Raw genomic sequence first — 22195 nt, forward strand, 5'->3', positions numbered from 1 at the left:
GTTGATAGGCCGGATCTGGAAGCCAGGTAACTGGTGGAGGTGACCGGTACTAATAGGCCGAGGGCTTGTCCTCAGTTGCTCGCGTCCACTGTGTTGGTTCTGAAACCACGAACAGCCCCACGTGCCACACGTGGTGCGGCTGACAGTTTCATAGTGTTTCGGTGGTTATAGCGTAGGGGAAACGCCCGGTTACATTCCGAACCCGGAAGCTAAGCCTTACAGCGCCGATGGTACTGCAGGGGGGACCCTGTGGGAGAGTAGGACGCCGCCGAACTCCTTTTAGAGCTCCGGCTCTTGGGCATCACAGCCCGAGAGCCGGAGCTTTTTTGCGTTGAGGTAAGGTCAGGGGGCATCGTTGGCACGTTCCCCCAGGAGGCACCCGGGTGGAGGTTCAGGAGACTCGCGTCCAGACGGACCGTGTGCTCACCATCCCGAACATCCTCAGCATGGCGCGGCTCGTCGGCGTGCCCCTTTTCCTGTGGCTGATCCTGAGGCCTGAGTTCGGTGGGCCCAAGAGTGACGGCTGGGCTCTCCTGGTGCTCGCCCTGAGCGGCATCAGCGACTACCTGGACGGCAAGCTGGCGCGGCGCTGGAACCAGATCAGCAGCCTCGGCCGGCTTCTCGACCCCGCGGCCGACCGGCTGTACATTCTCTCGACATTGGTCGGCCTCACATGGCGTGAGATCCTGCCTCTCTGGTTGACCGGTGTACTTCTCGCGAGGGAGCTGGTCCTGCTGGTGATGGTGGGCATCCTCCGCCGGCACGGCTATCCGCCGCCCCAGGTGAACTTCCTGGGCAAGGCCGCCACCTTCAACCTGATGTATGCCTTCCCCCTGCTCCTGCTCAGTGACGGAAGTGGTTGGATCTCGTCACTGGCTGCTATTTTCGGATGGGCGTTCGCCGGATGGGGTACAACGCTGTATTGGTGGGCAGGAGTCCTCTACGTAGTACAAGTCCGCCGCCTTGTCCGTGCGGACGCCATGACCGATTGAACTCGCGGATTCCTCCGCCCAGCGCGGTGCGATGGCCCGTGGTCGAAAAGTGCGGGAGAATCCTCGCGGGGGAAGTCGGCTAGACCGTCGTCTCTTCGAGGAGGACGCTTCCGACATGAAGGCCGTCGTGATGGCCGGAGGCGAAGGCACACGCCTTCGTCCCATGACCTCTAGCATGCCCAAGCCGCTCCTGCCCGTGGCCAACCGCCCGATCATGGAGCACGTGCTGCGGCTGCTGAAAAGGCATGGGCTCAATGAAACAGTCGTGACTGTCCAGTTCCTGGCCTCGCTCGTCAAGAACTACTTCGGTGACGGCGAAGAGCTCGGGATGGAGCTCACCTATGCCAATGAGGAGAAGCCACTCGGTACCGCCGGAAGCGTCAAGAACGCCGAAGAGGCGTTGAAGGACGATGCCTTCCTCGTCATCTCCGGCGATGCGCTGACCGATTTCGACCTCACCGAGCTCATCAATTTCCACAAGGAAAAGGGCGCGCTGGTCACGGTCTGTCTGACCCGTGTGCCCAATCCCCTGGAGTTCGGCATCACCATTGTCGACGAGGAAGGCAAGGTGGAGCGCTTCCTCGAGAAGCCCACCTGGGGCCAGGTCTTCTCCGACACGGTGAACACCGGCATCTACGTGATGGAGCCCGAGGTCTTCGACTACGTCGAGGCCGATGTGCCGGTCGACTGGTCCGGTGACGTCTTCCCGCAGCTGATGAAGGAAGGCAAGCCCATCTACGGCTACGTCGCCGAGGGCTACTGGGAGGACGTCGGCACGCACGAGAGCTATGTGAAGGCCCAGGCCGACGTGCTCGAGGGCAAGGTCGACGTCGACATCGACGGATTCGAGATCTCGCCCGGTGTGTGGGTGGCCGAGGGTGCCGAGGTGCATCCCGACGCCGTTCTGCGCGGGCCCGTCTATATCGGTGACTACGCCAAGGTCGAGGCCGGCGCCGAAATCCGCGAGCACACCGTCGTGGGCTCCAACGTCGTCGTCAAGAGCGGCGCTTTCCTGCACAAGGCCGTCGTTCACGACAACGTCTACGTAGGGCCGCACAGCAATCTGCGCGGCTGCGTGGTCGGGAAGAACACCGACATCATGCGCGCGGCGCGGATCGAGGACGGGGCGGTCATCGGTGATGAGTGCCTGATCGGTGAAGAATCGATCGTGCAGGGCAATGTGCGGGTCTATCCGTTCAAGACCATCGAGGCCGGCGCCTTCGTCAACACCTCCGTGATCTGGGAGTCGAGGGGGCAGGCACACCTCTTCGGTGCCCGTGGTGTCTCCGGCATCCTGAACGTGGAGATCACGCCGGAGCTCGCGGTGCGTCTGGCGGGCGCCTACGCCACGACCTTGAAGAAGGGCTCGACCGTCACCACGGCCCGGGACCACTCGCGAGGTGCGCGGGCGCTGAAGCGGGCGGTGATCTCCGCCCTGCAGGCCAGTGCCATCGACGTACGGGACCTGGAGAACGTGCCGCTGCCCGTGGCGCGGCAGCAGACCGCGCGCGGCAGCGCCGGCGGCATCATGATCCGCACCACGCCTGGGGTGCCGGACTCCGTCGACATCATGTTCTTCGACAGCCAGGGCGCCGACCTGTCCCAGGGCAGCCAGCGCAAGCTGGACCGGGTGTTCGCACGGCAGGAGTACCGGCGTGCCTTCCCCGGCGAGATCGGTGACCTGCACTTCCCGGCCAGCGTCTTCGACTCGTACACCGGGTCCCTGCTGCGGAACGTCGACACGACCGGCATCGCGGACTCCGGGTTGAAGGTCGTCGTGGACGCCTCCAACGGAAGCGCCGGTCTGGTGCTGCCGAGTCTGCTCGGGAAGCTCGGGGTCGACTCGCTGACCATCAACCCCGGTCTCGACGAGTCCCGGCCGACTGAGACGGCCGACGTGCGGCGCTCGGGCCTGATGCGGCTCGGGGAGATCGTGGCGTCCTCGGGGGCCGCGTTCGGCGTGCGGTTCGACCCCGTCGGCGAGCGGCTGTCGCTCGTCGACGAGAAGGGCCGGATCATCGAGGACGACCGGGCGCTGCTGGTGATGCTGGACCTGGTCGCCGCCGAGCGGCGCAGCGGCCGGGTCGCGCTGCCGGTGACCACGACCCGGATCGCCGAGCAGGTGGCGGCGTACCACGGGACCCAGGTCGAGTGGACGACGACCTCTCCGGACGACCTCACGCGCGTGGGCGGTGAGGAAGGGACGATCTTCGGCGGCGACGGCAAGGGCGGTTTCATCGTCCCCGAGTTCAGCAGCGTGTACGACGCCACCGCGGCCTTCGTCCGGCTCATCGGTCTGGTCGCGCGGACGCAGCTCACGCTGAGCCAGATCGACGCGCGGATCCCGCGTGCTCACGTCCTCAAGCGGGACCTGGCGACCCCGTGGGCCGTCAAGGGGCTCGTCATGCGACGGGTCGTCGAGGCGGCCGGGGACCGTTTCGTGGACACCACGGACGGTGTGCGGGTCGTGGAGACCGACGGGCGCTGGGTGATGGTGCTGCCCGACCCGGCCGAAGCCGTCACCCACCTGTGGGCCGAGGGGCCGGACGACGCTTCCGCCCAGGCCCTGCTGGACGAGTGGTCGGCGGTCGTGGACAGCGCCGGCCGGTAGAACCGCCTGCACGCGTGCGTGCCGGACAAGTGTCCCCAACGGGGCCTGTCCGGCACGCCGGTGGGGCCGTTCGGAGGTAGTGGCCGCGACGTGCGACGATGTGCGGCATGCCGCAGCAACCCCCCATTCGGAGCACACCCACGCGGCCCCGGCGCCCGGACGCGTCCATGTCGTTGATCACCAACGTCATGGACCACAGCCTCGACGACGGCTACGCCGAGGCCGCCGCGCGGAAGAAGGCCGCGGGCGACGGCGGGATGCCGAAGACGCTCCGGGCGAAGCTGGGTCTCGCCGCCGGTCTGGTGCTCGCGGCCCTGGTCGTGACCGTGGGAGCCGCCCAGGCCCGGGTCGCGGCCCCTGTCGTCGCGAAGGAGCGCGAGGAGCTGATCGACCGCATCGACCGGGAGAGCGAGGCGGCCGACAAGCTGGAGGACACCGTCGACGAGCTGCGCGAGGACGTCAGCGCGCGGCAGCGCGAGGCACTCAAGCACAGTGGCGGAAGCGCTCGCTCGGAGCTCGTGGGCATCCTGTCGGGATCCGTCGCCGTGCACGGTCCCGGTGTGAAACTCGTGGTCAACGACGCCAAGGAGGCCGGCACCGGCGGTGACGGCGATCCGCGTGGCAGCTCCGGGTTCTCCGACACGGGCCGGGTGCGTGACCGGGACATGCAGCGCGTGGTTAACGGGCTGTGGGAGTCGGGGGCCGAGGCGATCTCGATCAACGGGCAGCGGCTGACGGCGCTGTCCGCGATCAGGGCCGCGGGAGACGCGATACTGGTCGACAACAAGCCGCTGGTGCCGCCGTACACGGTGCTCGCGGTGGGGGACGGGCAGCGGCTGAGCACACGGTTCCAGGACAGTGCGGACGGGTTGTACCTGGCCGCGCTGCAGGAGAGCTACGGCATCAGGACAGGCATCTCCGTGGAGGACGACCTCCGGCTGCCCGCCGCGCCGAGCGTGATCGTACGTACAGCACAGCCGAGCACTGAGAAGAGCGAGAAGGGCACATCGTGATCGCCGTACTGGGCCTCGTCGTGGGAGTCGTGGCCGGCCTGTTGGTCCGGCCTGAGGTTCCGGCGGTGGTCGAGCCTTACCTGCCGATCGCCGTCGTGGCGGCTCTGGACGCTGTCTTCGGAGGGCTGCGGGCCATGCTCGACGGGATCTTCGACGACAAGGTCTTCGTGGTGTCGTTCCTGTCGAACGTGGTCGTGGCCGCGCTGATCGTGTTCCTGGGCGACAAGCTGGGCGTGGGGGCCCAGCTGTCCACCGGTGTGGTGGTCGTCCTCGGCATCCGGATCTTCTCCAACGCCGCGGCGATCCGCCGGCACGTGTTCCGGGCGTGAGGCCGATGAGCGAGCACGACGGGAAGCGCCCCGAGGAGCAGGGCGACACGCGCGCGGAGCGGCCCGAGGGGAGCGGTGACTCCGGGAACGGGCTGCGCAAGGAACTGCCGCAGGAGGTGCCCGTCCCGGTGCCCGCCGCCCGGGCGACGCCGCGGACCGAGCCCGGGACCGGCCCGGAACCGGCACCCGCGGCACAGGCGGAGCCCGGGCCGCGGCTGACCGGCCGGCAGCGCCTGGTGCAGGGGTTGTGGCCGCCGCGGGTCACGCGAGCCCAACTGATCGTCGCCCTGCTGCTGTTCGGACTCGGCTTCGGCCTGGCCGTGCAGGTGGCGTCTAACAGTGACGGCGACAGCGCCCTGCGCGGGGCGCGGCAGGAGGATCTGGTGCGCATCCTCGATGAACTGGATGACCGCACTCAGCGTCTTGAGGACGAGAAGCAGGGTCTCGAGAAGCAGCGGGACGAGCTGGAGAACAGCTCGGACCAGGCCGAGGAGGCCCGGAAGCAGACGATCGAGAAGGAACGGCAACTCGGCATCCTCGCGGGCACGGTGGCCGCGCAGGGGCCCGGCATCACCATGACCATCGGAGACACGAAGGGGACGGTCGAGGCGGACATGCTGCTCGACGCGATCCAGGAGCTGCGGGCGGCGGGTGCCGAGGCGATCCAGGTGAACGGCGTACGTGTGGTCGCCGGCACCTATCTCGCGGATTCCGGCAGGGGTGTGAGCGTGGACGGGAACAAGATCAACGCGCCCTATCGTTTCAAGGTCATCGGCAAACCGCAGGACCTCGAGCCGGCGCTGAACATCCCCGGAGGCGTGGTGCAGACTCTCGAGAAGGAACAGGCCACCGTGACCGTCGAGCGGTCGACCAAGATCGTCGTTGACGCCTTGCGAGCGGCGAAGCGGCCTGACTACGCTCGGTCGTCCTCGCAGTGAACCGGGGGTGCATGGGCGACGTCCGGCGAGGGCATGAGGTTGCGGGGGGTCGGCGCACCGATTGGGTGGTGCGTGGTGGAAACTGTCTGGTGCAGACGGACGTTGTCAGGATGTCCGGGTCGGCCAGAGTGTTCAGTCAGGGTTCGTCCTGCCCCACGGGCGGGTCTGTTTCGGTCAAGGGGAATCGCCCGTGAAGTTGTTTGCGAAGTTGTTCGGCAAGAGCGCGCGAGAAGGCAGCGACAACGCCACCGCTCGTCATCGCGCACAGCCTGACGCGGAAGGCCAGCGGCCGCTCTTCCGCGACCAGGTCGCTGGTCCGGGTGGTGACGTTTCCGGAGGTCAGGGCGCGCCGTCGGTTGACCCTGCGCAGTCCGGCGGCATAGGTTTCGGCCAACCGTCAGCCTCGGGTGCGGGTGGAGGATTCTCCGGCTCGTACGCGTCCCACGCTCCCGGTGAGCAGCCGCGGCAGGAGGATCCGATGTCGGCCCTGGTGTGTACGAGGTGCGGTAACCGCAACGCGGAGAACAGCCGCTTCTGCTCCAACTGCGGCGCGCCCCTGCGGGCCGGCGCGGCACCGGAGCGTCCGTCCGAGACGACGTCGACGATCTCCATCTCCGGTCTCGAGGCCTACGACAGTGAGAGCACCGGCCAGACGCCGATGCCGACGCTGTCCCCCGAGGCGCAGGCGGCCGTCGACGCGCTGCCGCTCGGCTCCGCGCTCCTGGTGGTGCGCCGCGGGCCGAACTCGGGCAGCCGCTTCCTGCTCGACGGGGATCTGACCACGGCGGGCCGGCACCCGCAGAGCGACATCTTCCTCGACGACGTGACGGTCTCCCGCCGGCACGTGGAGTTCCGGCGTGGTCAGGACGGCTCGTTCACGGTGGCCGACGTGGGCAGTCTGAACGGCACGTACGTGAACCGCGAGCGGATCGACCAGGTCGCGCTGAACAACGGCGACGAGGTCCAGATCGGCAAGTACCGGCTGGTCTTCTACGCGAGCCAGCGGGCCTACTGACCCGGGCTCGTCCGGAAGGCCCAGCGAAGGCCCGTCCGTCAGGGAAGGTCCATGCTTCGAACACCGAGCGGCGGTGCCGGACACGGCGCCGCCGCCACGGACAGTGGGCTGATGAGCATCGGCACGGTGCTGAACGTGCTGCGTGACGAGTTCCCGGAAGTCACCATCTCCAAGATCCGTTTCCTGGAGGCGGAGGGGCTCATCGAGCCGCAGCGGACCCCCTCGGGGTATCGCAAGTTCAGTGCCCACGACGTCGAGCGTCTCGGGCACGTCCTGAGGATGCAGCGGGACCACTACCTGCCCCTGAAGGTCATCCGCGAGCATCTGGAGGCCATGGAGCGCGGTGAGGCCGTCCCGCTGCCCCTGGTGGGCCGGCAGCGCGACGGCGAACCCCTGCCTGAGGCTCCCGAGGCGCCTGAGGGGCCCACGGCGGCACGGATCGGGCGTGCGGAGCTGCTCGCCGCCGCCGGCATCGACGAGCGCGAGCTCGGGGAGTGGGAGTCGTACGGGCTGCTCACTCCACTGGAGGACGGGGTGTACGGCGCCGAGGCGGTCACGGTGGCCTCGCTCGTCGTCGAGCTCGGGCGGTTCGGGATCGAGCCACGGCACCTGAGGGCGATGAAGGCGGCCGCCGATCGCGAGGCCGGGCTGGTCGACCAGGTGGTGGCCCCGCTCAGGCGGCACCGGAACCCGCAGACCAGGGCGCATGCCGAGGCGCGTGCGAAGGAGCTGGCGGCGCTCACGGTGCGGCTGCACGCCGCTCTGGTGCGGACGGCGCTCGGGGTGCGGCCGCCCTGACGGGGGGACCGTGCGGGGGCCGGATCGGGCGCCCGATCCGGGCCCGACTACCCAAACATCCCGAGCACGGCCTAGGGTTGCTGTGTGAACGAGCTCGATGTCGTAGGTGTCCGGGTCGAAATGCCCTCCAACCAACCGATCGTGCTGCTGCGTGAAGTGGGAGGCGACCGCTACCTTCCCATCTGGATCGGACCGGGGGAGGCGACGGCGATCGCCTTCGCCCAGCAGGGCATGGCTCCCGCGCGGCCGCTGACCCACGACCTGTTCAAGGACGTGCTGGAGGCCGTCGGCCAGGAGCTCACGGAAGTGCGCATCACGGACCTGCGTGAGGGCGTCTTCTACGCGGAGCTGGTCTTCGCCAGTGGCGTCGAGGTGAGTGCCCGCCCGTCCGACGCCATAGCGCTCGCGCTGCGCACCGGGACGCCGATCTACGGCAGTGACACGGTGCTCGACGACGCCGGTATCGCGATCCCGGACGAGCAGGAGGACGAGGTGGAGAAGTTCCGCGAGTTCCTCGACCAGATCTCCCCGGAGGACTTCGGCACCAGCAGCCAGTGAGCCCGCGGCTCCGCTGAAATCGCCCGCATGTGCCGCCGGCGAGTGAGAGCGTCACACGGCCCTCACCGAGCTCATTCGGCTAGCCTTTCCCCGCGGTGGGGCACGGGAAACCACTCTTAGGGTGATTATCACTCGGCGTGGCGAGTGTGGCGATCGTTGACGCACCCCTGGTGACTGCCTACCGTCGAGAAGGCAGGTCAAGGACGGAGGTCGGCGTGAGAAGCAGCGGCGACGGTACGGCTGGGGGCGGCCCCGAGCGCAGTCTCAGGGCGAGCGGTCCGTACCCTCCCCCCGGCTCACGGCTCCGCGCCAGCGGGGGATGTTCCCAGCCCGGTGACGCGGCCGATCACGCTCCGCAGCGGCCGACGGCCGTGCCGAGCAGCGGAGGGACGACGTCCATGGCGTCCGAGCAGATCGGCTACCGCGGTCCGACGGCCTGTGCGGCCGCCGGTATCACCTACCGGCAACTCGACTACTGGGCCCGCACAGGCCTCGTCGAGCCGAGCGTTCGGCCCGCCTACGGGTCGGGGACGCAGCGGCTGTACAGCTTCCGGGACGTGGTCGTCCTGAAGATCGTCAAGCGGTTCCTCGACACCGGGGTGTCCCTGCAGAACATCCGCACGGCCGTGCAGCATCTCAGGGAGCGCGGGTTCCGTGATCTGGAGCGGATGACCCTGATGAGCGATGGTGCCACGGTCTACGAGTGCACCTCGCCGGACGAGGTCCACGCCCTGCTCCAAGGCGGGCAGGGGGTATTCGGGATCGCCGTGGGCGTGGTGTGGCGGGACGTCGAGAGCGCGCTGTCCCAGCTGCACGGGGAGCGCGTCGACACGGGCGAGACGCTGGTCGGACCCAACCCGGCGGACGAGCTGGCGAGGCGGCGGAACCGGGCTGTCTGAGCCCTCCCGGGGACGCCTGCGCCGTCGGGCGAAGCAGGCGGGACGTTTCCGCGCTCCTGGTTGTCAGTGGCATGGGGGAGCATCGGAGATGTGAGAACCGCGCCCACGATCCTGCATCTGGACATGGATGCCTTCTTTGCCTCGGTGGAGCAGGCGTCCAAGCCGAGTCTGCGCGGGAAGGCCGTGGTCGTGGGCGGTCTCGGGCCCCGGGGCGTGGTGGCCACGGCGTCGTACGAGGCGCGGGTCTTCGGGGTGCACTCGGCGATGCCCATGGGGCAGGCCAGGCGGCTCGCGCCGAACGCCGCGTACCTCGTGCCGCGGTTCGGGCTCTACAAGGCGATCAGCGAGCGCGTCATGGAGCTCCTGCGGGCGCTGTCGCCGCTCGTGGAGCCGCTGAGCCTGGACGAGGCGTTCGTGGACCTGGAGGCCGGGGGAGTGGCCTGGGACGAGAGCTCCGCGCGGCTGGTGGGTACTCAGCTGCGCGCCGACATCCGCGCGGCGACCGGGCTCACGGGGTCGGTCGGGCTCGCCGCGTCGAAGATGCTCGCGAAGATCGGCTCGGAGCAGGCCAAGCCCGACGGGCTGGTGGTGATCGAGCCGGGGACCGAGCGGGCGTTGCTGGCGCCGATGCCGGTGCGGACGCTGCCGGGGGTCGGGCCGGCGACGGGCGACCATCTGCGGCGGGCCGGGATCACCACGGTCGGGGAGATCGTCGAGGCGGGCGAGGACGAACTGGTCCGGCTGCTGGGCAAGGCGCACGGGCACGGGCTGTACGCGATGGCCCTGGCGCGGGACGACCGGCCCGTGGTGGCCGAGCGGGAGGCGAAGTCCGTGTCCGTGGAGGACACGTACGACGTGGACATCCACGACCGGGTGCGGGTCGGTCTCGAGGTGCAGCGGCTGGCCGACCGGTGCGTGCGGCGGCTGCGCGGGGCGGGTCTGTCCGGGCGGACGATCGTGCTCAAGGTGCGGCGGTACGACTTCTCCACGCTCACCCGGTCCGAGACGCTGCGGGGCCCGACGGACGACCCCGGGGTGATCGGGGAGGCGGCGGCCAGGCTGCTGGACTCGGTGGACACCACGGGCGGGGTGCGGCTGCTCGGGGTGGGCGTCAGCGGACTCGCCGACTACACCCAGGAGGACCTGTTCGCGCAGGCCGCGGGGGAGCGGGCGGGGGTGGCTCCGGGGCCGGTGGAGGAGCTCGCGGTGGCTCGGGCCGAGGAGCAGCCGCCGCCGGCCGAGCGGCGCTGGCCCGCGGGGCACGACGTGCGGCACGCCGAGTTCGGGCACGGGTGGGTGCAGGGCAGCGGGCTGGGGCGGGTCACGGTCCGGTTCGAGACGCCGGGTTCGCCGCCCGGGCGGGTGCGGACGTTCCGGGTCGACGACCCCGCGCTGGAGCCGGCGGAGCCGCTGCCGCTGGTGTTACGAAGACCCGGGCAGGCCGGGGACGGGGCGGCAGGCCCGGTCGGGGCGCCGTCGGGGGCCGCGCCGGGCTAGGCGTGTCCGGACGGGTTGCGCCTGCCCGTGCGTCGCCGTGCGTTCCCCGGTGACTTCCGCGTGGGGCGGTGTCAGGTCGTCTGCTCGTCCGAGCCCGCCAGTCTGCCGAACTCGTGGTCCGGGAGCGGGGGCGGGGCGGCGATGTCCAGGCCGTAGTGGTGGTACAGCTGGAGTTCCTGCTCGGGGGAGAGGTGGCGGCCCACGCCGAAGTCGGGGGCGTCCTTGATCAGGGCGCGTTCGAACGGGACGTGGAGGGCGCCGTCGATCAGCTCGCTGGGCTCCAGGGGGACGAAGGCGTCCCTGCTGAAGAGGCCGGTCCGTATGGCAGCCCACTCCGGCTCGCCGGTGGCGTCGTCGAGGTAGACCTCGTCGATGGTGCCGATCCTGGTTCCGTTGCGGTCGAATGCCTTGCGGCCGATCAGGTTGCGCGGATCGATGTCGGTACGCACGGGACCTCCACAGGCTCGCAACACATCCGTAAGCACTACAAAACGGCACAATCGAGGAGGCGGCCACTCGAAGGTTCGTGCGTTGACCTCGCTGGTACTCTGGCAACGGCTGCTGACCCCGTGCGGGAGAGTCCTCCGGACACCATCGGAGGCGCCGAAGGAGCAAATCCTCCCCGGAATCTCTCAGGCACACGTACCGCACGGACGAGGTCACTCTGGAAAGCAGAGCGGGTGTCGACGGCTTCCGCTCTCACCGACGGTGAAAGCCGGGACCCTTCGGGCGATCCGGTGAAGCTCTCAGGTTGAGATGACAGAGGGGGAGGCCGTCCGGGTACCCGCGCCGTGGTGCCCCTCGAAGGTCGTGTCAGACCAGGAGGCCTCCGCCCATGACCGCCCATCGCATTCCGCTCTCCGCACTCGAAGAGGCAGTGCCCTTCGAGCAGCGCCACATCGGTCCCGACCACGAGGCCCGGGCCAAGATGCTCGCGCAGGTCGGCTACGGCTCGCTGGACGAGCTCACCGCCGCCGCGGTCCCGGCCGTCATCAAGAGCGCCGAGGCCCTCGACCTGCCCGGTGCGCGCAGCGAGGCCGAGGTGCTCGCCGAGCTGCGCTCGCTCGCCGACCGCAACCAGGTCCTCGGCTCCATGATCGGGCTCGGCTACTACGGCACGTTCACCCCGCCGGTCATCCTGCGCAACGTCATGGAGAACCCGGCCTGGTACACCGCCTACACGCCGTACCAGCCGGAGATCTCGCAGGGGCGGCTGGAGGCGCTGCTGAACTTCCAGACCATGGTCGCCGACCTCACCGGGCTGCCGACCTCCGGGGCCTCCCTGCTCGACGAGGGCACCGCGGCCGCCGAGGCCATGGCGCTGTCGCGGCGGATGGGCAAGAACAAGAAGGGCCTGTTCCTGGTCGACGCGGACGCGCTGCCGCAGACCATCGCCGTGATCCAGACCCGGGCGGAGCCGACCGGCGTCGAGGTCGTCGTCGCCGACCTCTCCGGCGGCATCCCGGCCGACGTCGCCGAGCGCGAGATCAACGGCGTGCTGATCCAGTACCCGGGCGCCTCCGGTGCCGTGCGGGACATCAAGCCGGTCATCGACCGGGCCCACGAACTCGGCGCGGTCGTCACCGTCGCCGCCGACCTGCTCGCGCTGACGCTGCTGAAGTCGCCCGGCGAGCTCGGCGCTGACATCGCGGTCGGCACGACCCAGCGCTTCGGCGTGCCGATGGGCTTCGGCGGACCGCACGCCGGCTACATGGCGGTCAAGGAGAAGATGGCGCGCAGCCTGCCCGGGCGGCTCGTCGGCGTTTCCGTGGACGCCGACGGGAACAAGGCCTACCGGCTGGCGCTGCAGACGCGTGAGCAGCACATCCGCCGCGAGAAGGCGACCAGCAACATCTGCACCGCGCAGGTGCTGCTCGCCGTGATGGCCGGCATGTACGCCGTCTACCACGGTCCGGACGGCCTGCAGGGCATCGCGCGGCGCACCCACCGGTACGCCACCGTCCTCGCCGCGGGGCTCGCGAACGGCGGCGTCGAGGTCGTGCACGGCTCGTTCTTCGACACCGTGACCGCGCGTGTCGCGGGCCGGGCCGCCGAGGTCGTGGCCGCCGCCCGGGACAACGGCGTCAACCTGCGTCTCGTCGACGCCGACCACGTCTCGATCGCCTGCGACGAGACCACCACCCGGGCCCAGGTGCGGGCCGTATGGGCCGCCTTCGGTGTCGAGGGCGTCATCGAGGCCCTGGACGCCGCCACGGAGGACGGGCTTCCGGACGCGCTGCTGCGCACCGACGACTACCTGACGCACCCGGTCTTCCACCAGCACCGTTCCGAGACGGCCATGCTGCGCTACCTGCGCCGGCTGGCCGACCGGGACTACGCGCTCGACCGCGGCATGATCCCGCTGGGCTCCTGCACCATGAAGCTCAACGCGACCACCGAGATGGAGCCGGTGACCTGGCCCGAGTTCGGGCAGCTGCACCCCTTCGCGCCCGCCGAGCAGGCCCAGGGCTACCTCACGCTCATCCACGAGCTGGAGGACCGCCTCGCCGAGGTCACCGGGTACGACAAGGTCTCCCTCCAGCCGAACGCCGGGTCCCAGGGCGAGCTGGCCGGTCTGCTCGCGGTGCGCGGGTACCACCGGGCCAACGGCGACGAGCAGCGGACCGTGTGCCTGATCCCGTCGTCCGCGCACGGCACCAACGCCGCGAGCGCGGTGATGGCGGGCATGAAGGTCGTCGTCGTGAAGACCGCCGAGGACGGCGAGATCGACGTCGAGGACCTGCGCGCCAAGATCGAGCAGCACCGCGACGAGCTGGCCGTGCTGATGATCACCTACCCGTCCACGCACGGCGTGTTCGAGGAGCACGTCGCCGACATCTGCGCCCAGGTGCACGAGGCCGGCGGACAGGTCTACGTCGACGGCGCCAACCTCAACGCGCTGGTCGGGCTCGCCAAGCCGGGTCACTTCGGCGGCGACGTCTCGCACCTGAACCTGCACAAGACCTTCTGCATCCCGCACGGCGGCGGCGGTCCCGGCGTCGGCCCGGTGGCCGTGCGCGAGCACCTCGCGCCCTACCTGCCCAACCACCCGCTGCAGCCCGAGGCCGGCCCGGAGACGGGCGTCGGGCCCATCTCGGCGGCGCCCTGGGGCTCGGCCGGCATCCTGCCCATCTCGTGGGCGTACGTCCGGCTCATGGGCGGCGAGGGGCTGAAGCGGGCCACGCAGGTGGCGGTGCTCAGCGCCAACTACGTGGCCAAGCGGCTGGAGCCGCACTACCCGGTGCTCTACACGGGCCCCGGCGGGCTCGTCGCGCACGAGTGCATCATCGACCTGCGGCCGCTGACCAAGGCGACCGGCGTGAGCGTCGACGACGTCGCCAAGCGGCTCATCGACTACGGCTTCCACGCGCCGACGATGTCGTTCCCGGTGGCCGGGACGCTGATGATCGAGCCAACCGAGTCGGAGGACCTGGCCGAACTGGACCGGTTCTGCGACGCGATGATCGCCATCCGGGCGGAGATCGAGAAGGTCGGGTCCGGTGAGTGGCCCGCCGAGGACAACCCGCTGCGCAGCGCGCCGCACACCGCCGGCGCGCTCGCCGGGGAGTGGGAGCACGCCTACAGCCGCGAGGAGGCGGTCTTCCCGGGCGGGGTCTCGGTCGCCGACAAGTACTGGCCGCCGGTGCGCCGTATCGACCAGGCCTTCGGTGACCGGAACCTGGTCTGTTCCTGCCCGCCGCTGGACGCCTACGAAGACTGATCCGGCGGTCCGGCCGACCGAAGGGGCTCCGCTTTGCGGGGCCCCTTTCGCATGGCCGGGAAGGAAACGCCTGGTGAGAGACCCGGGACGGTATCGGTCGTCCGGGCTGCCGGTCGTGGGTCCGCAAGGTGATCCACGGCTCCGTAAAGTTCGCCTCACCTCCCGAATGTTTCGGTCTAGTCCTGTCCACCCCGGGTCAGGAAAAGATTCACCGTGTACAAGGGGTTGCCACCGTTTACCCGCTGTCTCTAGGGTGCGGCATCAACGCAGCTTTCTGGATCTCATTCGAAACTTTCGAGGAGCGCATGATGGGCGACCCGGCACTGTCCCGCCGCAGCTTCCTGGCGGCCTCCGCCGCGGCCGGCCTGGGGACGACGGCACTGACCGCATGCGGCGGGGACTCGGACGGGGGGTCGTCCGGGACGACCACGATCGAATGGTGGAACATCTCCACCACCGAACCCACCAAGAGCGTCTGGGCCGCCCTGGCCCGCAAGTTCGAGGCACAGAACCCCAAGGTCAAAGTCAAGATCGTTCAGTTGGAGAACGACGCCTACAAGTCGAAGATGACAGCCCTGACCTCCTCCGGGAAGCTGCCTGACATCTTCCACACGTGGGGCGGCGGGGTCCTGCGGCAGCAGGTCGACGCCGGGCTCGTCGAGGACCTCACCGACCGCACCAAGCCCTGGGGAGACGCCCTCCTGCCGGTCGCCCGGGAGCCGTACCTGATCGACGACAAGGCGTACGGCATTCCCTTCGACATCGGCATGATCGGCTTCTGGTACAACAAGGCGCACTTCGAGAAGGCCGGCATCGGCGAGCCCCCGACGACCTGGAGCGGCTTCCTGGACGCCGTGCGCAAGCTCAAGGCTGCCCGGATCACCCCCCTCGCCCTGGCCGGCAAGGAGAAGTGGCCCGGCATGTACTACTGGGCCTACCTGGCGATGCGCACCGCAGGTGCCGAAGCGCTGCAGAAGGCCTACGAGGACAAGGACTTCACCGGCGAGCCCTTCGTCGAGGCGGGCGAGCACCTGCAGGAGCTCGTCGGCCTCCAGCCGTTCCAGAAGGGCTTCCTCGGGGCCGCCTACTCCAGCCCCACCGGCCAGGCCGCCAGCGTCGGCAACGGCAAGGCGGCCATGGAGCTCATGGGCCAGTGGGCGCCCGTGGTCCAGGCCGACGCCGGCAAGGGCCTCGGCAAGGACCTCGGCTTCTTCCCGTTCCCCGCGATCGAGGGCGGCCGGGGCGCCATCACCGAGGTGTTCGGCGGGGGCGGCGGGCACGCGCTGCGCCGGGGCGCCCCTCAGGCGGCCGTCGACTTCCTGAAGTTCTTCGCGTCCGAGGCCACCGACCGGGAGCTGGTGAAGAAGACCGGGGTCCTGCCCGTGGTCCCGGCGGCCGAGAGCGCCATCGCCGACCCCAACATCAAGGCCGTGCAGGCCGAGCTGAAGAAGGCGACCGGCTTCCAGCTCTACCTCGACCAGGCGTACGCGCCGGCCGTCGGCCAGGAGGTCAACGACAGCGTCGCCGCGCTCATATCGGGCTCCAAGTCGCCCGGGCAGGTCGCGCAGTCGGTCACGAAGACCGCGAAGGAAGAGCAGTAGCCGGCGATGACGTCCACGTTCCTGCCGGACGAGCGGACCGGCTCCGACACCGGTCCGCCGCCCCCGGCCGCCGACCGCGCCCGGGGCCGGTCCCGGCGACGCGCCCTGAACTGGCTGACCGCCACCGGCTTCCAGCTGCCCGCCCTGGTGCTGTTCATCGGGCTCGTGCTGCTGCCGATGCTGTTCGCCCTGTACGCCGCCTTCTTCCGGTGGGGCGGCTTCGGCATGCCCTCCGACTACGTCGGCGGCGAGAACTTCACCCGGCTGTTCGAGGACGACGTGTTCCTCGGCGACCTGTGGCGCTGCCTGGTGCTGGTGGTGCTGTCGCTGGCCCTGCAGCTGCCGTTCGCGCTCGCCATGGCCGTGCTGCTCAACCAGCGCATGCGCGGCCGGGCGGTCTACCGGATGCTGTTCTTCGCCCCCTACGTCCTGTCCGAGGCGATCACCGGGATCCTGTTCGGCATGATCTTCGCCCCGGACGACGGCTTCGCCGACCAGGTCCTCGGGCGGATCGGGCTGGAGGGTGTGGGCGGGGAGTGGTTCGCCGATCCGTCCACGGTCATGGCGACCCTGTTCCTGGTCATGATGTGGAAGTACTTCGGCTTCCACATGATGCTCTACCTGGCCGGGCTCCAGGCCGTGCCCAAGGAGCTCACCGAGGCGGCGCTGATCGACGGGGCGGGTCCCTGGCAGCGGTTCCGCAACGTCACCCTGCCGTTGCTGGCACCCACCCTGCGCATCAGCGTCTTCCTGTCGGTCATCGGGTCGATCCAGCTCTTCGACCTGGTGTGGGTCACCACCGCGGGCGGCCCCGACCACCACTCCGAGACGATGGCCGTGACCATGTTCCAGTACGGCTTCAAGCGCTACCAGGTCGGCTACGCCAGCGCGATCAGCGTCGTCATGTTCGCCATCAGCCTCGTCTTCGCCCTCGCCTACCAGCGGTTCGTGCTGCGGCGCGACCTCGAAGGAGCCACCACCACCATGCGGGGTGACGGAAAGTGACGGTGAGTCGCAAGTCCCGCGGGGGCGGGAAGCTGTGGAGCCTGCACCTCGTCCTGGTCGTCGTCGGCGCGGTCATGGCCGTGCCCCTGCTCTACGCCGCGCTGTCCGGGTTCAAGTCGACGGACGAACTGTCCCGCAACCCGGTCGGGCTGCCCGAGTCGTGGGTGACGTCCAACTACACGGGCATCCTCGCCTCGGGCGACTTCTGGCGGCTGATCGGCAACAGCACGCTGATCGCCGTCGGGACGACCGTCCTCGTGGTCGCCGTCTCGGCGCTGTCGGCCTTCTCCTTCGCGCGGTTCGCCTTCCGCGGCCGGGAGCTGCTGTTCACGCTGTTCACCATGGGGCTGATGTTCCCGTTCGCGGTCGCCGCGCTGCCGTTGTTCCTGCTGCTGCGGTCCCTGGGACTGCTGGACAACCCGCTCGGGGTGATCCTGCCGCAGGCGGCCTTCGGACTGCCGATGACCATCATCATCCTGCGCGGCTTCTTCCGGCAGATCCCCGGCGAGCTGGAGGAGGCGGCCACGCTCGACGGGTGCAGTCCCCTCGGCTTCTTCTGGCGGGTGCTGCTGCCCATGGCGCGGCCCGCTCTCGGCACCGTCTCGGTGCTCGCCGTCGTCACCAGCTGGAACAACTTCTTCCTGCCGCTGCTGGTGTTCACCGACGCGACGTGGTGGACGCTGCCGATCGGCGTCCAGCAGTTCCAGGGGCAGTACTCGGCGGACTACGCCAAGGTCTTCGCCTACCTGGTCCTGGCCATGGTCCCGGCCCTCGCCTTCTACTCGGTCGCCGAGCGCCAGCTCGTCGGCGGCCTCACCGCCGGCGCCACGAAGGGCTGACCAGCGCCGCGGACGTACGGCTCTGCCCACCCAACCGTCGTGAGGAGTCGCACCACATGCGCAAGAACCGTCTCAGACTCGCCGGTGCCGCCGCCGCGTTCCTGGTCGCGGCCGGGCTCGCGGCCGGCTCGCCCGCCCGGGCCGACGACCGGCAGGCCGGTGACCGGCAGCCCACCCTGGCCGAACTGGCCCAGCGGCACGGCCGGTACTTCGGCAGCGCCACCGACAACCCCGAGCTGACCGACCAGCCGTACACGGCCCTGCTCGGCAGCGAGTTCGACCAGATCACCCCCGGCAACGGCATGAAGTGGTACGCGACCGAGCCCCAGCAGGGCGTGTTCGACTTCTCCCAGGGCGACGAGATCGTGAACCTCGCGCGTGCCAACCGGCAGAAGGTGCGCGGCCACACCCTGGTCTGGCACAGCCAGCTGCCCGGCTGGCTCACCGAGCGGGAGTGGACGGCCCCGGAGCTGAGGGCCGTGCTGAAGAAGCACATCCAGACGGAGGTACGGCACTACCGGGGCAAGGTCTTCGCCTGGGACGTCGTGAACGAGGCGTTCAACGAGGACGGGACCTACCGCGAGTCGGTGTTCTACAAGACCCTCGGCCCCGGCTACATCGCCGACGCCCTGCGCTGGGCGCACGAGGCCGATCCCCGCGTGAAGCTGTACCTCAACGACTACAACATCGAGGGGATAGGCCCCAAGAGCGACGCCTACTACCGGCTGGCCAAGGAGCTGAAGGCACAGCGCGTCCCGCTGCACGGCATCGGCTTCCAGGCCCATCTGGCCCTCCAGTACGGCTATCCCACGACCCTGGAGGACAACCTGCGCCGCTTCTCCCGGCTCGGCCTCGACACCACGCTCACCGAGGTCGACGTGCGGATGCAGCTGCCGGCGACCGAGGAGAAGCTGGCGGAGCAGGCCGAGTGGTACCGGGACCTGACCGAGGCGTGCCTCGCGGTACGCCGGTGCGTCGGAATCACCCTCTGGGACTACACGGACAAGTACTCGTGGATCCCGGCGTTCTTCCCGGGTGAGGGCGCGGCCCTGCCGTGGGACGAGGAGCTGCGCCCGAAGCCGGCGTACTTCGCGCTGCGGGAGGCGCTCGGGGGGAGGTAGCCGGGCCACGCGGGTCCGGCAGCCGGGTGCCCCTCGGGTACGCGGTCGCCGGTCCGTGCCGTACGAACGGACGGTCGCGCCCGCCGGGGCGGCGGCGTGATCACCGGAGCACGGCCGGGACGTGACGGGGGACGGCCGGGGGCGTGACCGGGCTGGGGTGAGTCCGCCGGGAGGGGGGCGGGCGCACCCGGCCCGGTCGTGCTCCGTGTGGCGTCGTTCCGGGGCGGTGCGATGCGATGCGGTGCGATGCGATGCGATGCGGTGCGGTGAACCGACGGCCCGGTCCGGCCGGGCCGGTCAGCGCCGTGCCGCCGGTGGGGCCGTGCTGGATCTGATGACCAGGTGCGTGCCCAGCTCCACCCGGGGCGGGTCCGGGTGTTCGTCGTGGGTGAGGCGCAGCACCGTGCGGGCGGCCAGTTTGCCCATGTCGGTGAGGGGCTGGTGGATCGTCGTCAGGGGCGGGGACGACCAGCGGACCTCCGGGAGGTCGTCGAAACCGACCACGCTCATGTCCTGCGGCACCCGCAGCCCTCGCCGGCGCAGCGCCTCGAAGGCGCCCAGGGCCATCCGGTCGCCTGCCGCGAACACCGCGGTCGGCGGCTCGGGCAGGTCGAGCAGGAGGTTGCAGGCGGCGAAGCCGGACTCGGGGCGGAAGTCGCCGGGGGCGACGAGGGAGCTGTCGGGCGGCACGCCGGCGCCCTCCAGTGCCGCGCGGTAGCCGTCCAGCCGGGCCCGGGAGCACAGCAGTCGCGGCGGGCCGGCGATCAGCCCGATCCGGCGGTGCCCGAGGGACAGCAGATGCTCGGTGGCCGCCAGGCCTCCGGACCAGTTCGCCGCGCCGATGGTGGGCACGTCCAGGGCCGGGGAGCCCGCCGGGTCGACGACGACCAGCGGCACGCCGAGGATCCGCAGTTCCTCGTGGAGCGTGGGTTCCAGGGCCGAGGTGACGAGGACGACGCCGTCGGAGGCCCGCGCCCGCAGGTTGCGCATCCACTCGCGGGCGTCCCCCGACCGTCCGTGGAGGGCGGAGACCACCGTGCCCACCCCGGCCGCGTGCGCGACCTCCTCCACCCCGCGGATGATCTCCACGGCCCAGGGGCTGTCGAGGGTGTTGAAGACCAGGTCGATCAGGCCGGCCCGGACGCCCGGGGCCGCCGGGCGCTTGCGGTAGCCGTGGCGGCGCAGCAGGTCCTCGACGCGGGCCCGGGTCTGCGGTGAGACGTCGGAGCGGCCGTTGACGACCCGGGACACGGTCGGCACGGACACGCCCGCCCGCCGGGCGATCTCCGTGATCGTGACTCTGCCCCCGGCGTCCGCCTCGCGTGCCGGCACTGCCCCCACCTCCGTCGACGTGACCGCGCGAACTGCCAGGAGTCTTCCGGACAGTGGGCGGTCGTGGGAAGCCACCCGGCCTGGGACAGGGGTGTCACCGCCGATGACCGAGGGTGACCGGCCCCGGACACGCGTCGGGGCCGGTGCGCAGCGTCTCCTGCGGCCGGCCCCTCATGTCCACGGGCGGGCTCGTCCCGCCCCGGCTGCCCTCAGGCCGCCGTCACCACCTGGCTGCCCGCCGACGGGCGGTGCGGGGCGATGATCCTGCCGTCCGGCAGGAGCTCACCGGTGTCCTCGAAGAGCAGCACGCCGTTGCACAGCAGGCTCCAGCCCTGCTCCGGGTGGTGCGCCACGAGGCGGGCGGATTCCCGGTCGGCGGATTCGGCGGACGGGCACGGTGTCTGGTGCTGGCACATGGGTGGGATCTTTCGCTCTGTCATGGTGGACGAGGAGAGGGAGTTCGATGAGTCGGTCGTGGTGTCTGTCGCGCGGCTGGACGTGTCGTTCATGGCCGCCCCCGTTGTGATAAGTCGTCGGAACCCAGTGTTGCCCCACGGGCGTCGATCCGCAGGGATTTCGCCGCACCGCTTCTCACAGGTTCATGACGCATCACCCGCGCGGACGGTTCAGCCCAACTGGACTGTCACTTCGGGTGGTTCGCCGTGGTCGGATGGGGCTAGTCCGGTCGGGGCGGTCGCGCCACCGGCTCGTAGGAGCTGCACCGCGCTCGGAGGAGCGGACAGGTGGCGGTGACGCGCCGACCCCGCCGCCGATGGCCGGCGACGGGGTCGGTGAGGTGGTTCCGGCGGGGTGCCTCAGGCGGGTGAGCCGAGCAGCCGGGTGGGTGTCGCCCGGTGGGTCAGCACCGGGAGGAGTTCGGCGACGCGGTGCGGGCGGTGGGCCGCGATGCCGGGAGGCGCGGGGGCCAGCGGGACGAGCAGGTCGGTGGCGGCGGGGTGGCCGGCGGCACCGTCGGCGGTGCTGTCCTCGTGCAGCCAGAGCGTCAGCATGTACAGGCTGGGTACCGACAGCAGGCGGGGCTGGTAGGCCTGCGGCATGGTCTCGGCCTGGCGCAGGGCGCGCTCGGTGGAGGCGATGTACGGGCCCTCGAAGAAGTGCGAGAAGGCCCAGCCGTCGGGGGTCAGCATGGTCTCCGCGGCGGCCAGGGACCGGTCGCCGCAACGGATCAGGAAGCGCCACCCGGCCAGCCGGGTGGCGGACACGCCCTCGGCGGTGACCCGGTCGAGGACGTGGACGGGCAGGGGGAGCTCGGGTGTGGCGGGCCCCTGGCTGCGCAGGAGGGCGGGAGTTCGGGCTTCACGGACCGCGGTGGGAGAGGAGAGCGCAGTCAGGACGGAACGGAGTGCGGGCGCGGGAGCCGGAGGGACATGCAGCGGCATGGTGGGTCGCCTCACATTCAAAGGCACGGTGGCGCGAGGGCGGGGGCGGACGGCGCTGTCAGCTCACGAGGGTCAGAGAGGCAGGGGCCGGGGTCGTGAAAGAGAGGGGGGTGGAGTCCGCCGAACGTCGCCTCGACGGCAGGACCCGTCGACCGCGGGCGCCAACCTTCTGCCTTGTTCGCGGAGTTTATACGACACGGGTTCAGACTGTGTTTCGCCTAGCCGTTTCCGGTGAGTAGAACAAGGGTACATTCGGTCGGCGATACGCGAATATTATCCCGGTTCCAGGCGGTGGTGTGCGGCGATGACCTCGGGGAATGCGCGCGAACCGGTCGGCCCGTTCTCGTCGGCGTTTTTCACGAGTTCGCCGTACCCGATAGTGCTGCCGCGCGTCATGCCGGGTGAATGTGCCACCGGTCACAGAGGACCAGCGTAGCGGTCGTCACGGCCGTCCGGGACGTTATCGATCGCATTCGCTGGGCATCCTCCACCTGACCGGGAGCCCGGCGGCATGGATCCCGGCCCG

Annotated in this window: 18 protein-coding genes, 1 rRNA gene, 1 pseudogene and 1 riboswitch; of the genes and pseudogenes, 16 read left to right on the top strand and 4 right to left on the bottom strand. The window is 70.2% G+C overall.

Features of this window, described 5'->3' with window-relative positions; genetic code table 11:
• Positions 1-157: 157 nt before the first annotated feature.
• From rrf to ACF07N_RS00055, 11 genes and pseudogenes are all read left to right on the top strand, one after another.
• Positions 158-274 (top strand): 5S ribosomal RNA (rrf, locus tag ACF07N_RS00005).
• Between the two features lie 109 nt (positions 275-383).
• Entirely contained in the window at positions 384-992 is a 609-nt protein-coding gene (locus tag ACF07N_RS00010; RefSeq protein WP_094057766.1) for a CDP-alcohol phosphatidyltransferase family protein, read from the top strand.
• Positions 993-1107: 115 nt separating this feature from the next.
• Positions 1108-3603 carry a sugar phosphate nucleotidyltransferase gene (locus tag ACF07N_RS00015; protein ID WP_383333023.1) on the top strand — a complete coding sequence of 832 codons (2496 nt, stop codon included), beginning with the start codon at positions 1108-1110 and terminating at the stop codon, positions 3601-3603.
• 98 nt (positions 3604-3701) lie between these two features.
• Positions 3702-4616 carry a DUF881 domain-containing protein gene (locus tag ACF07N_RS00020; RefSeq protein ID WP_392106337.1) on the top strand — a complete coding sequence of 305 codons (915 nt, stop codon included), beginning with the start codon at positions 3702-3704 and terminating at the stop codon, positions 4614-4616.
• Positions 4613-4945, top strand: coding sequence for a small basic family protein (locus ACF07N_RS00025; protein ID WP_003988855.1), 333 nt, complete (start codon positions 4613-4615; stop codon positions 4943-4945). Before ACF07N_RS00020 ends, ACF07N_RS00025 begins: the two co-directional genes overlap by 4 nt.
• A 5-nt stretch (positions 4946-4950) precedes the next feature.
• Positions 4951-5883 (top strand): DUF881 domain-containing protein, encoded by a 933-nt coding sequence (locus tag ACF07N_RS00030; protein WP_392106340.1) that lies wholly within the window; start codon positions 4951-4953, stop codon positions 5881-5883.
• Between the two features lie 61 nt (positions 5884-5944).
• Positions 5945-6898, top strand: coding sequence for an FHA domain-containing protein (locus ACF07N_RS00035; RefSeq protein ID WP_383333017.1), 954 nt, complete (start codon positions 5945-5947; stop codon positions 6896-6898).
• Positions 6899-6949: 51 nt separating this feature from the next.
• Positions 6950-7696 carry a MerR family transcriptional regulator gene (locus ACF07N_RS00040; protein ID WP_392106344.1) on the top strand — a complete coding sequence of 249 codons (747 nt, stop codon included), beginning with the start codon at positions 6950-6952 and terminating at the stop codon, positions 7694-7696.
• Between the two features lie 84 nt (positions 7697-7780).
• Positions 7781-8254 carry a bifunctional nuclease family protein gene (locus tag ACF07N_RS00045; RefSeq protein ID WP_026253112.1) on the top strand — a complete coding sequence of 158 codons (474 nt, stop codon included), beginning with the start codon at positions 7781-7783 and terminating at the stop codon, positions 8252-8254.
• Between the two features lie 215 nt (positions 8255-8469).
• A complete protein-coding gene (locus ACF07N_RS00050) occupies positions 8470-9153 on the top strand; it encodes a MerR family transcriptional regulator (RefSeq protein ID WP_383333013.1) in 684 nt (227 codons plus the stop codon).
• A 90-nt stretch (positions 9154-9243) separates the two neighbouring features.
• Positions 9244-10806, top strand: a pseudogene (locus tag ACF07N_RS00055) (DNA polymerase IV).
• Here the strand turns inward: ACF07N_RS00055 and ACF07N_RS00060 are convergent.
• Positions 10722-11099: a PRC-barrel domain-containing protein gene (locus ACF07N_RS00060; protein WP_383333009.1), complete on the bottom strand. Its 378-nt coding sequence runs from the start codon at positions 11097-11099 to the stop codon at positions 10722-10724. The pseudogene ACF07N_RS00055 and the gene ACF07N_RS00060 overlap by 85 nt on opposite strands.
• Before the next feature lie 113 nt (positions 11100-11212).
• Positions 11213-11308: riboswitch (glycine riboswitch) on the top strand.
• Positions 11309-11485: 177 nt separating this feature from the next.
• On the opposite strand from ACF07N_RS00060, the gene gcvP reads away from it, so the two are divergent.
• The 5 genes from gcvP to ACF07N_RS00085 all read left to right on the top strand — a co-directional run bounded on the left by gcvP (position 11486) and on the right by ACF07N_RS00085 (position 18937).
• Entirely contained in the window at positions 11486-14371 is a 2886-nt protein-coding gene (gene gcvP / locus ACF07N_RS00065; protein ID WP_392106348.1) for an aminomethyl-transferring glycine dehydrogenase, read from the top strand.
• A 308-nt stretch (positions 14372-14679) separates the two neighbouring features.
• Complete coding sequence (locus ACF07N_RS00070; RefSeq protein ID WP_392106351.1) at positions 14680-15972, top strand: extracellular solute-binding protein; 1293 nt, start codon at positions 14680-14682, stop codon at positions 15970-15972.
• Between the two features lie 6 nt (positions 15973-15978).
• Entirely contained in the window at positions 15979-16977 is a 999-nt protein-coding gene (locus ACF07N_RS00075) for a carbohydrate ABC transporter permease (protein WP_383333003.1), read from the top strand.
• Between the two features lie 74 nt (positions 16978-17051).
• Complete coding sequence (locus ACF07N_RS00080) at positions 17052-17816, top strand: carbohydrate ABC transporter permease (RefSeq protein ID WP_383333041.1); 765 nt, start codon at positions 17052-17054, stop codon at positions 17814-17816.
• 56 nt (positions 17817-17872) lie between these two features.
• Positions 17873-18937 carry an endo-1,4-beta-xylanase gene (locus ACF07N_RS00085; protein ID WP_392106354.1) on the top strand — a complete coding sequence of 355 codons (1065 nt, stop codon included), beginning with the start codon at positions 17873-17875 and terminating at the stop codon, positions 18935-18937.
• A 297-nt stretch (positions 18938-19234) separates the two neighbouring features.
• On the opposite strand, the gene ACF07N_RS00090 is transcribed toward ACF07N_RS00085, so the two are convergent.
• The 3 genes from ACF07N_RS00090 to ACF07N_RS00100 form a co-directional block, all read right to left on the bottom strand.
• Complete coding sequence (locus ACF07N_RS00090) at positions 19235-20269, bottom strand: LacI family DNA-binding transcriptional regulator (protein WP_392106357.1); 1035 nt, start codon at positions 20267-20269, stop codon at positions 19235-19237.
• Positions 20270-20478: 209 nt separating this feature from the next.
• Entirely contained in the window at positions 20479-20685 is a 207-nt protein-coding gene (locus ACF07N_RS00095; protein ID WP_392106360.1) for a DUF5999 family protein, read from the bottom strand.
• Between the two features lie 399 nt (positions 20686-21084).
• Positions 21085-21669: a hypothetical protein gene (locus ACF07N_RS00100; protein WP_383332995.1), complete on the bottom strand. Its 585-nt coding sequence runs from the start codon at positions 21667-21669 to the stop codon at positions 21085-21087.
• Between the last annotated feature and the right edge of the window lie 526 nt (positions 21670-22195).

Source organism: Streptomyces sp. NPDC015242 (assembly GCF_043079125.1).
Taxonomy (GTDB): domain Bacteria; phylum Actinomycetota; class Actinomycetes; order Streptomycetales; family Streptomycetaceae; genus Streptomyces.

Coding starts and splice junctions, on each gene's coding strand:
- ACF07N_RS00080 (WP_383333041.1), top strand. CDS start 17,052: ATGGCCGTGCCCCTGCTCTACGCCGCGCTGTCCGGGTTCAAGTCGACG.
- ACF07N_RS00075 (WP_383333003.1), top strand. CDS start 15,979: ATGACGTCCACGTTCCTGCCGGACGAGCGGACCGGCTCCGACACCGGT.
- ACF07N_RS00100 (WP_383332995.1), bottom strand. CDS start 21,669: ATGCCGCTGCATGTCCCTCCGGCTCCCGCGCCCGCACTCCGTTCCGTC.
- ACF07N_RS00020 (WP_392106337.1), top strand. CDS start 3,702: ATGTGCGGCATGCCGCAGCAACCCCCCATTCGGAGCACACCCACGCGG.
- ACF07N_RS00085 (WP_392106354.1), top strand. CDS start 17,873: ATGCGCAAGAACCGTCTCAGACTCGCCGGTGCCGCCGCCGCGTTCCTG.
- ACF07N_RS00070 (WP_392106351.1), top strand. CDS start 14,680: ATGGGCGACCCGGCACTGTCCCGCCGCAGCTTCCTGGCGGCCTCCGCC.
- ACF07N_RS00030 (WP_392106340.1), top strand. CDS start 4,951: ATGAGCGAGCACGACGGGAAGCGCCCCGAGGAGCAGGGCGACACGCGC.
- gcvP (WP_392106348.1), top strand. CDS start 11,486: ATGACCGCCCATCGCATTCCGCTCTCCGCACTCGAAGAGGCAGTGCCC.
- ACF07N_RS00095 (WP_392106360.1), bottom strand. CDS start 20,685: ATGTGCCAGCACCAGACACCGTGCCCGTCCGCCGAATCCGCCGACCGG.
- ACF07N_RS00040 (WP_392106344.1), top strand. CDS start 6,950: ATGCTTCGAACACCGAGCGGCGGTGCCGGACACGGCGCCGCCGCCACG.
- ACF07N_RS00015 (WP_383333023.1), top strand. CDS start 1,108: ATGAAGGCCGTCGTGATGGCCGGAGGCGAAGGCACACGCCTTCGTCCC.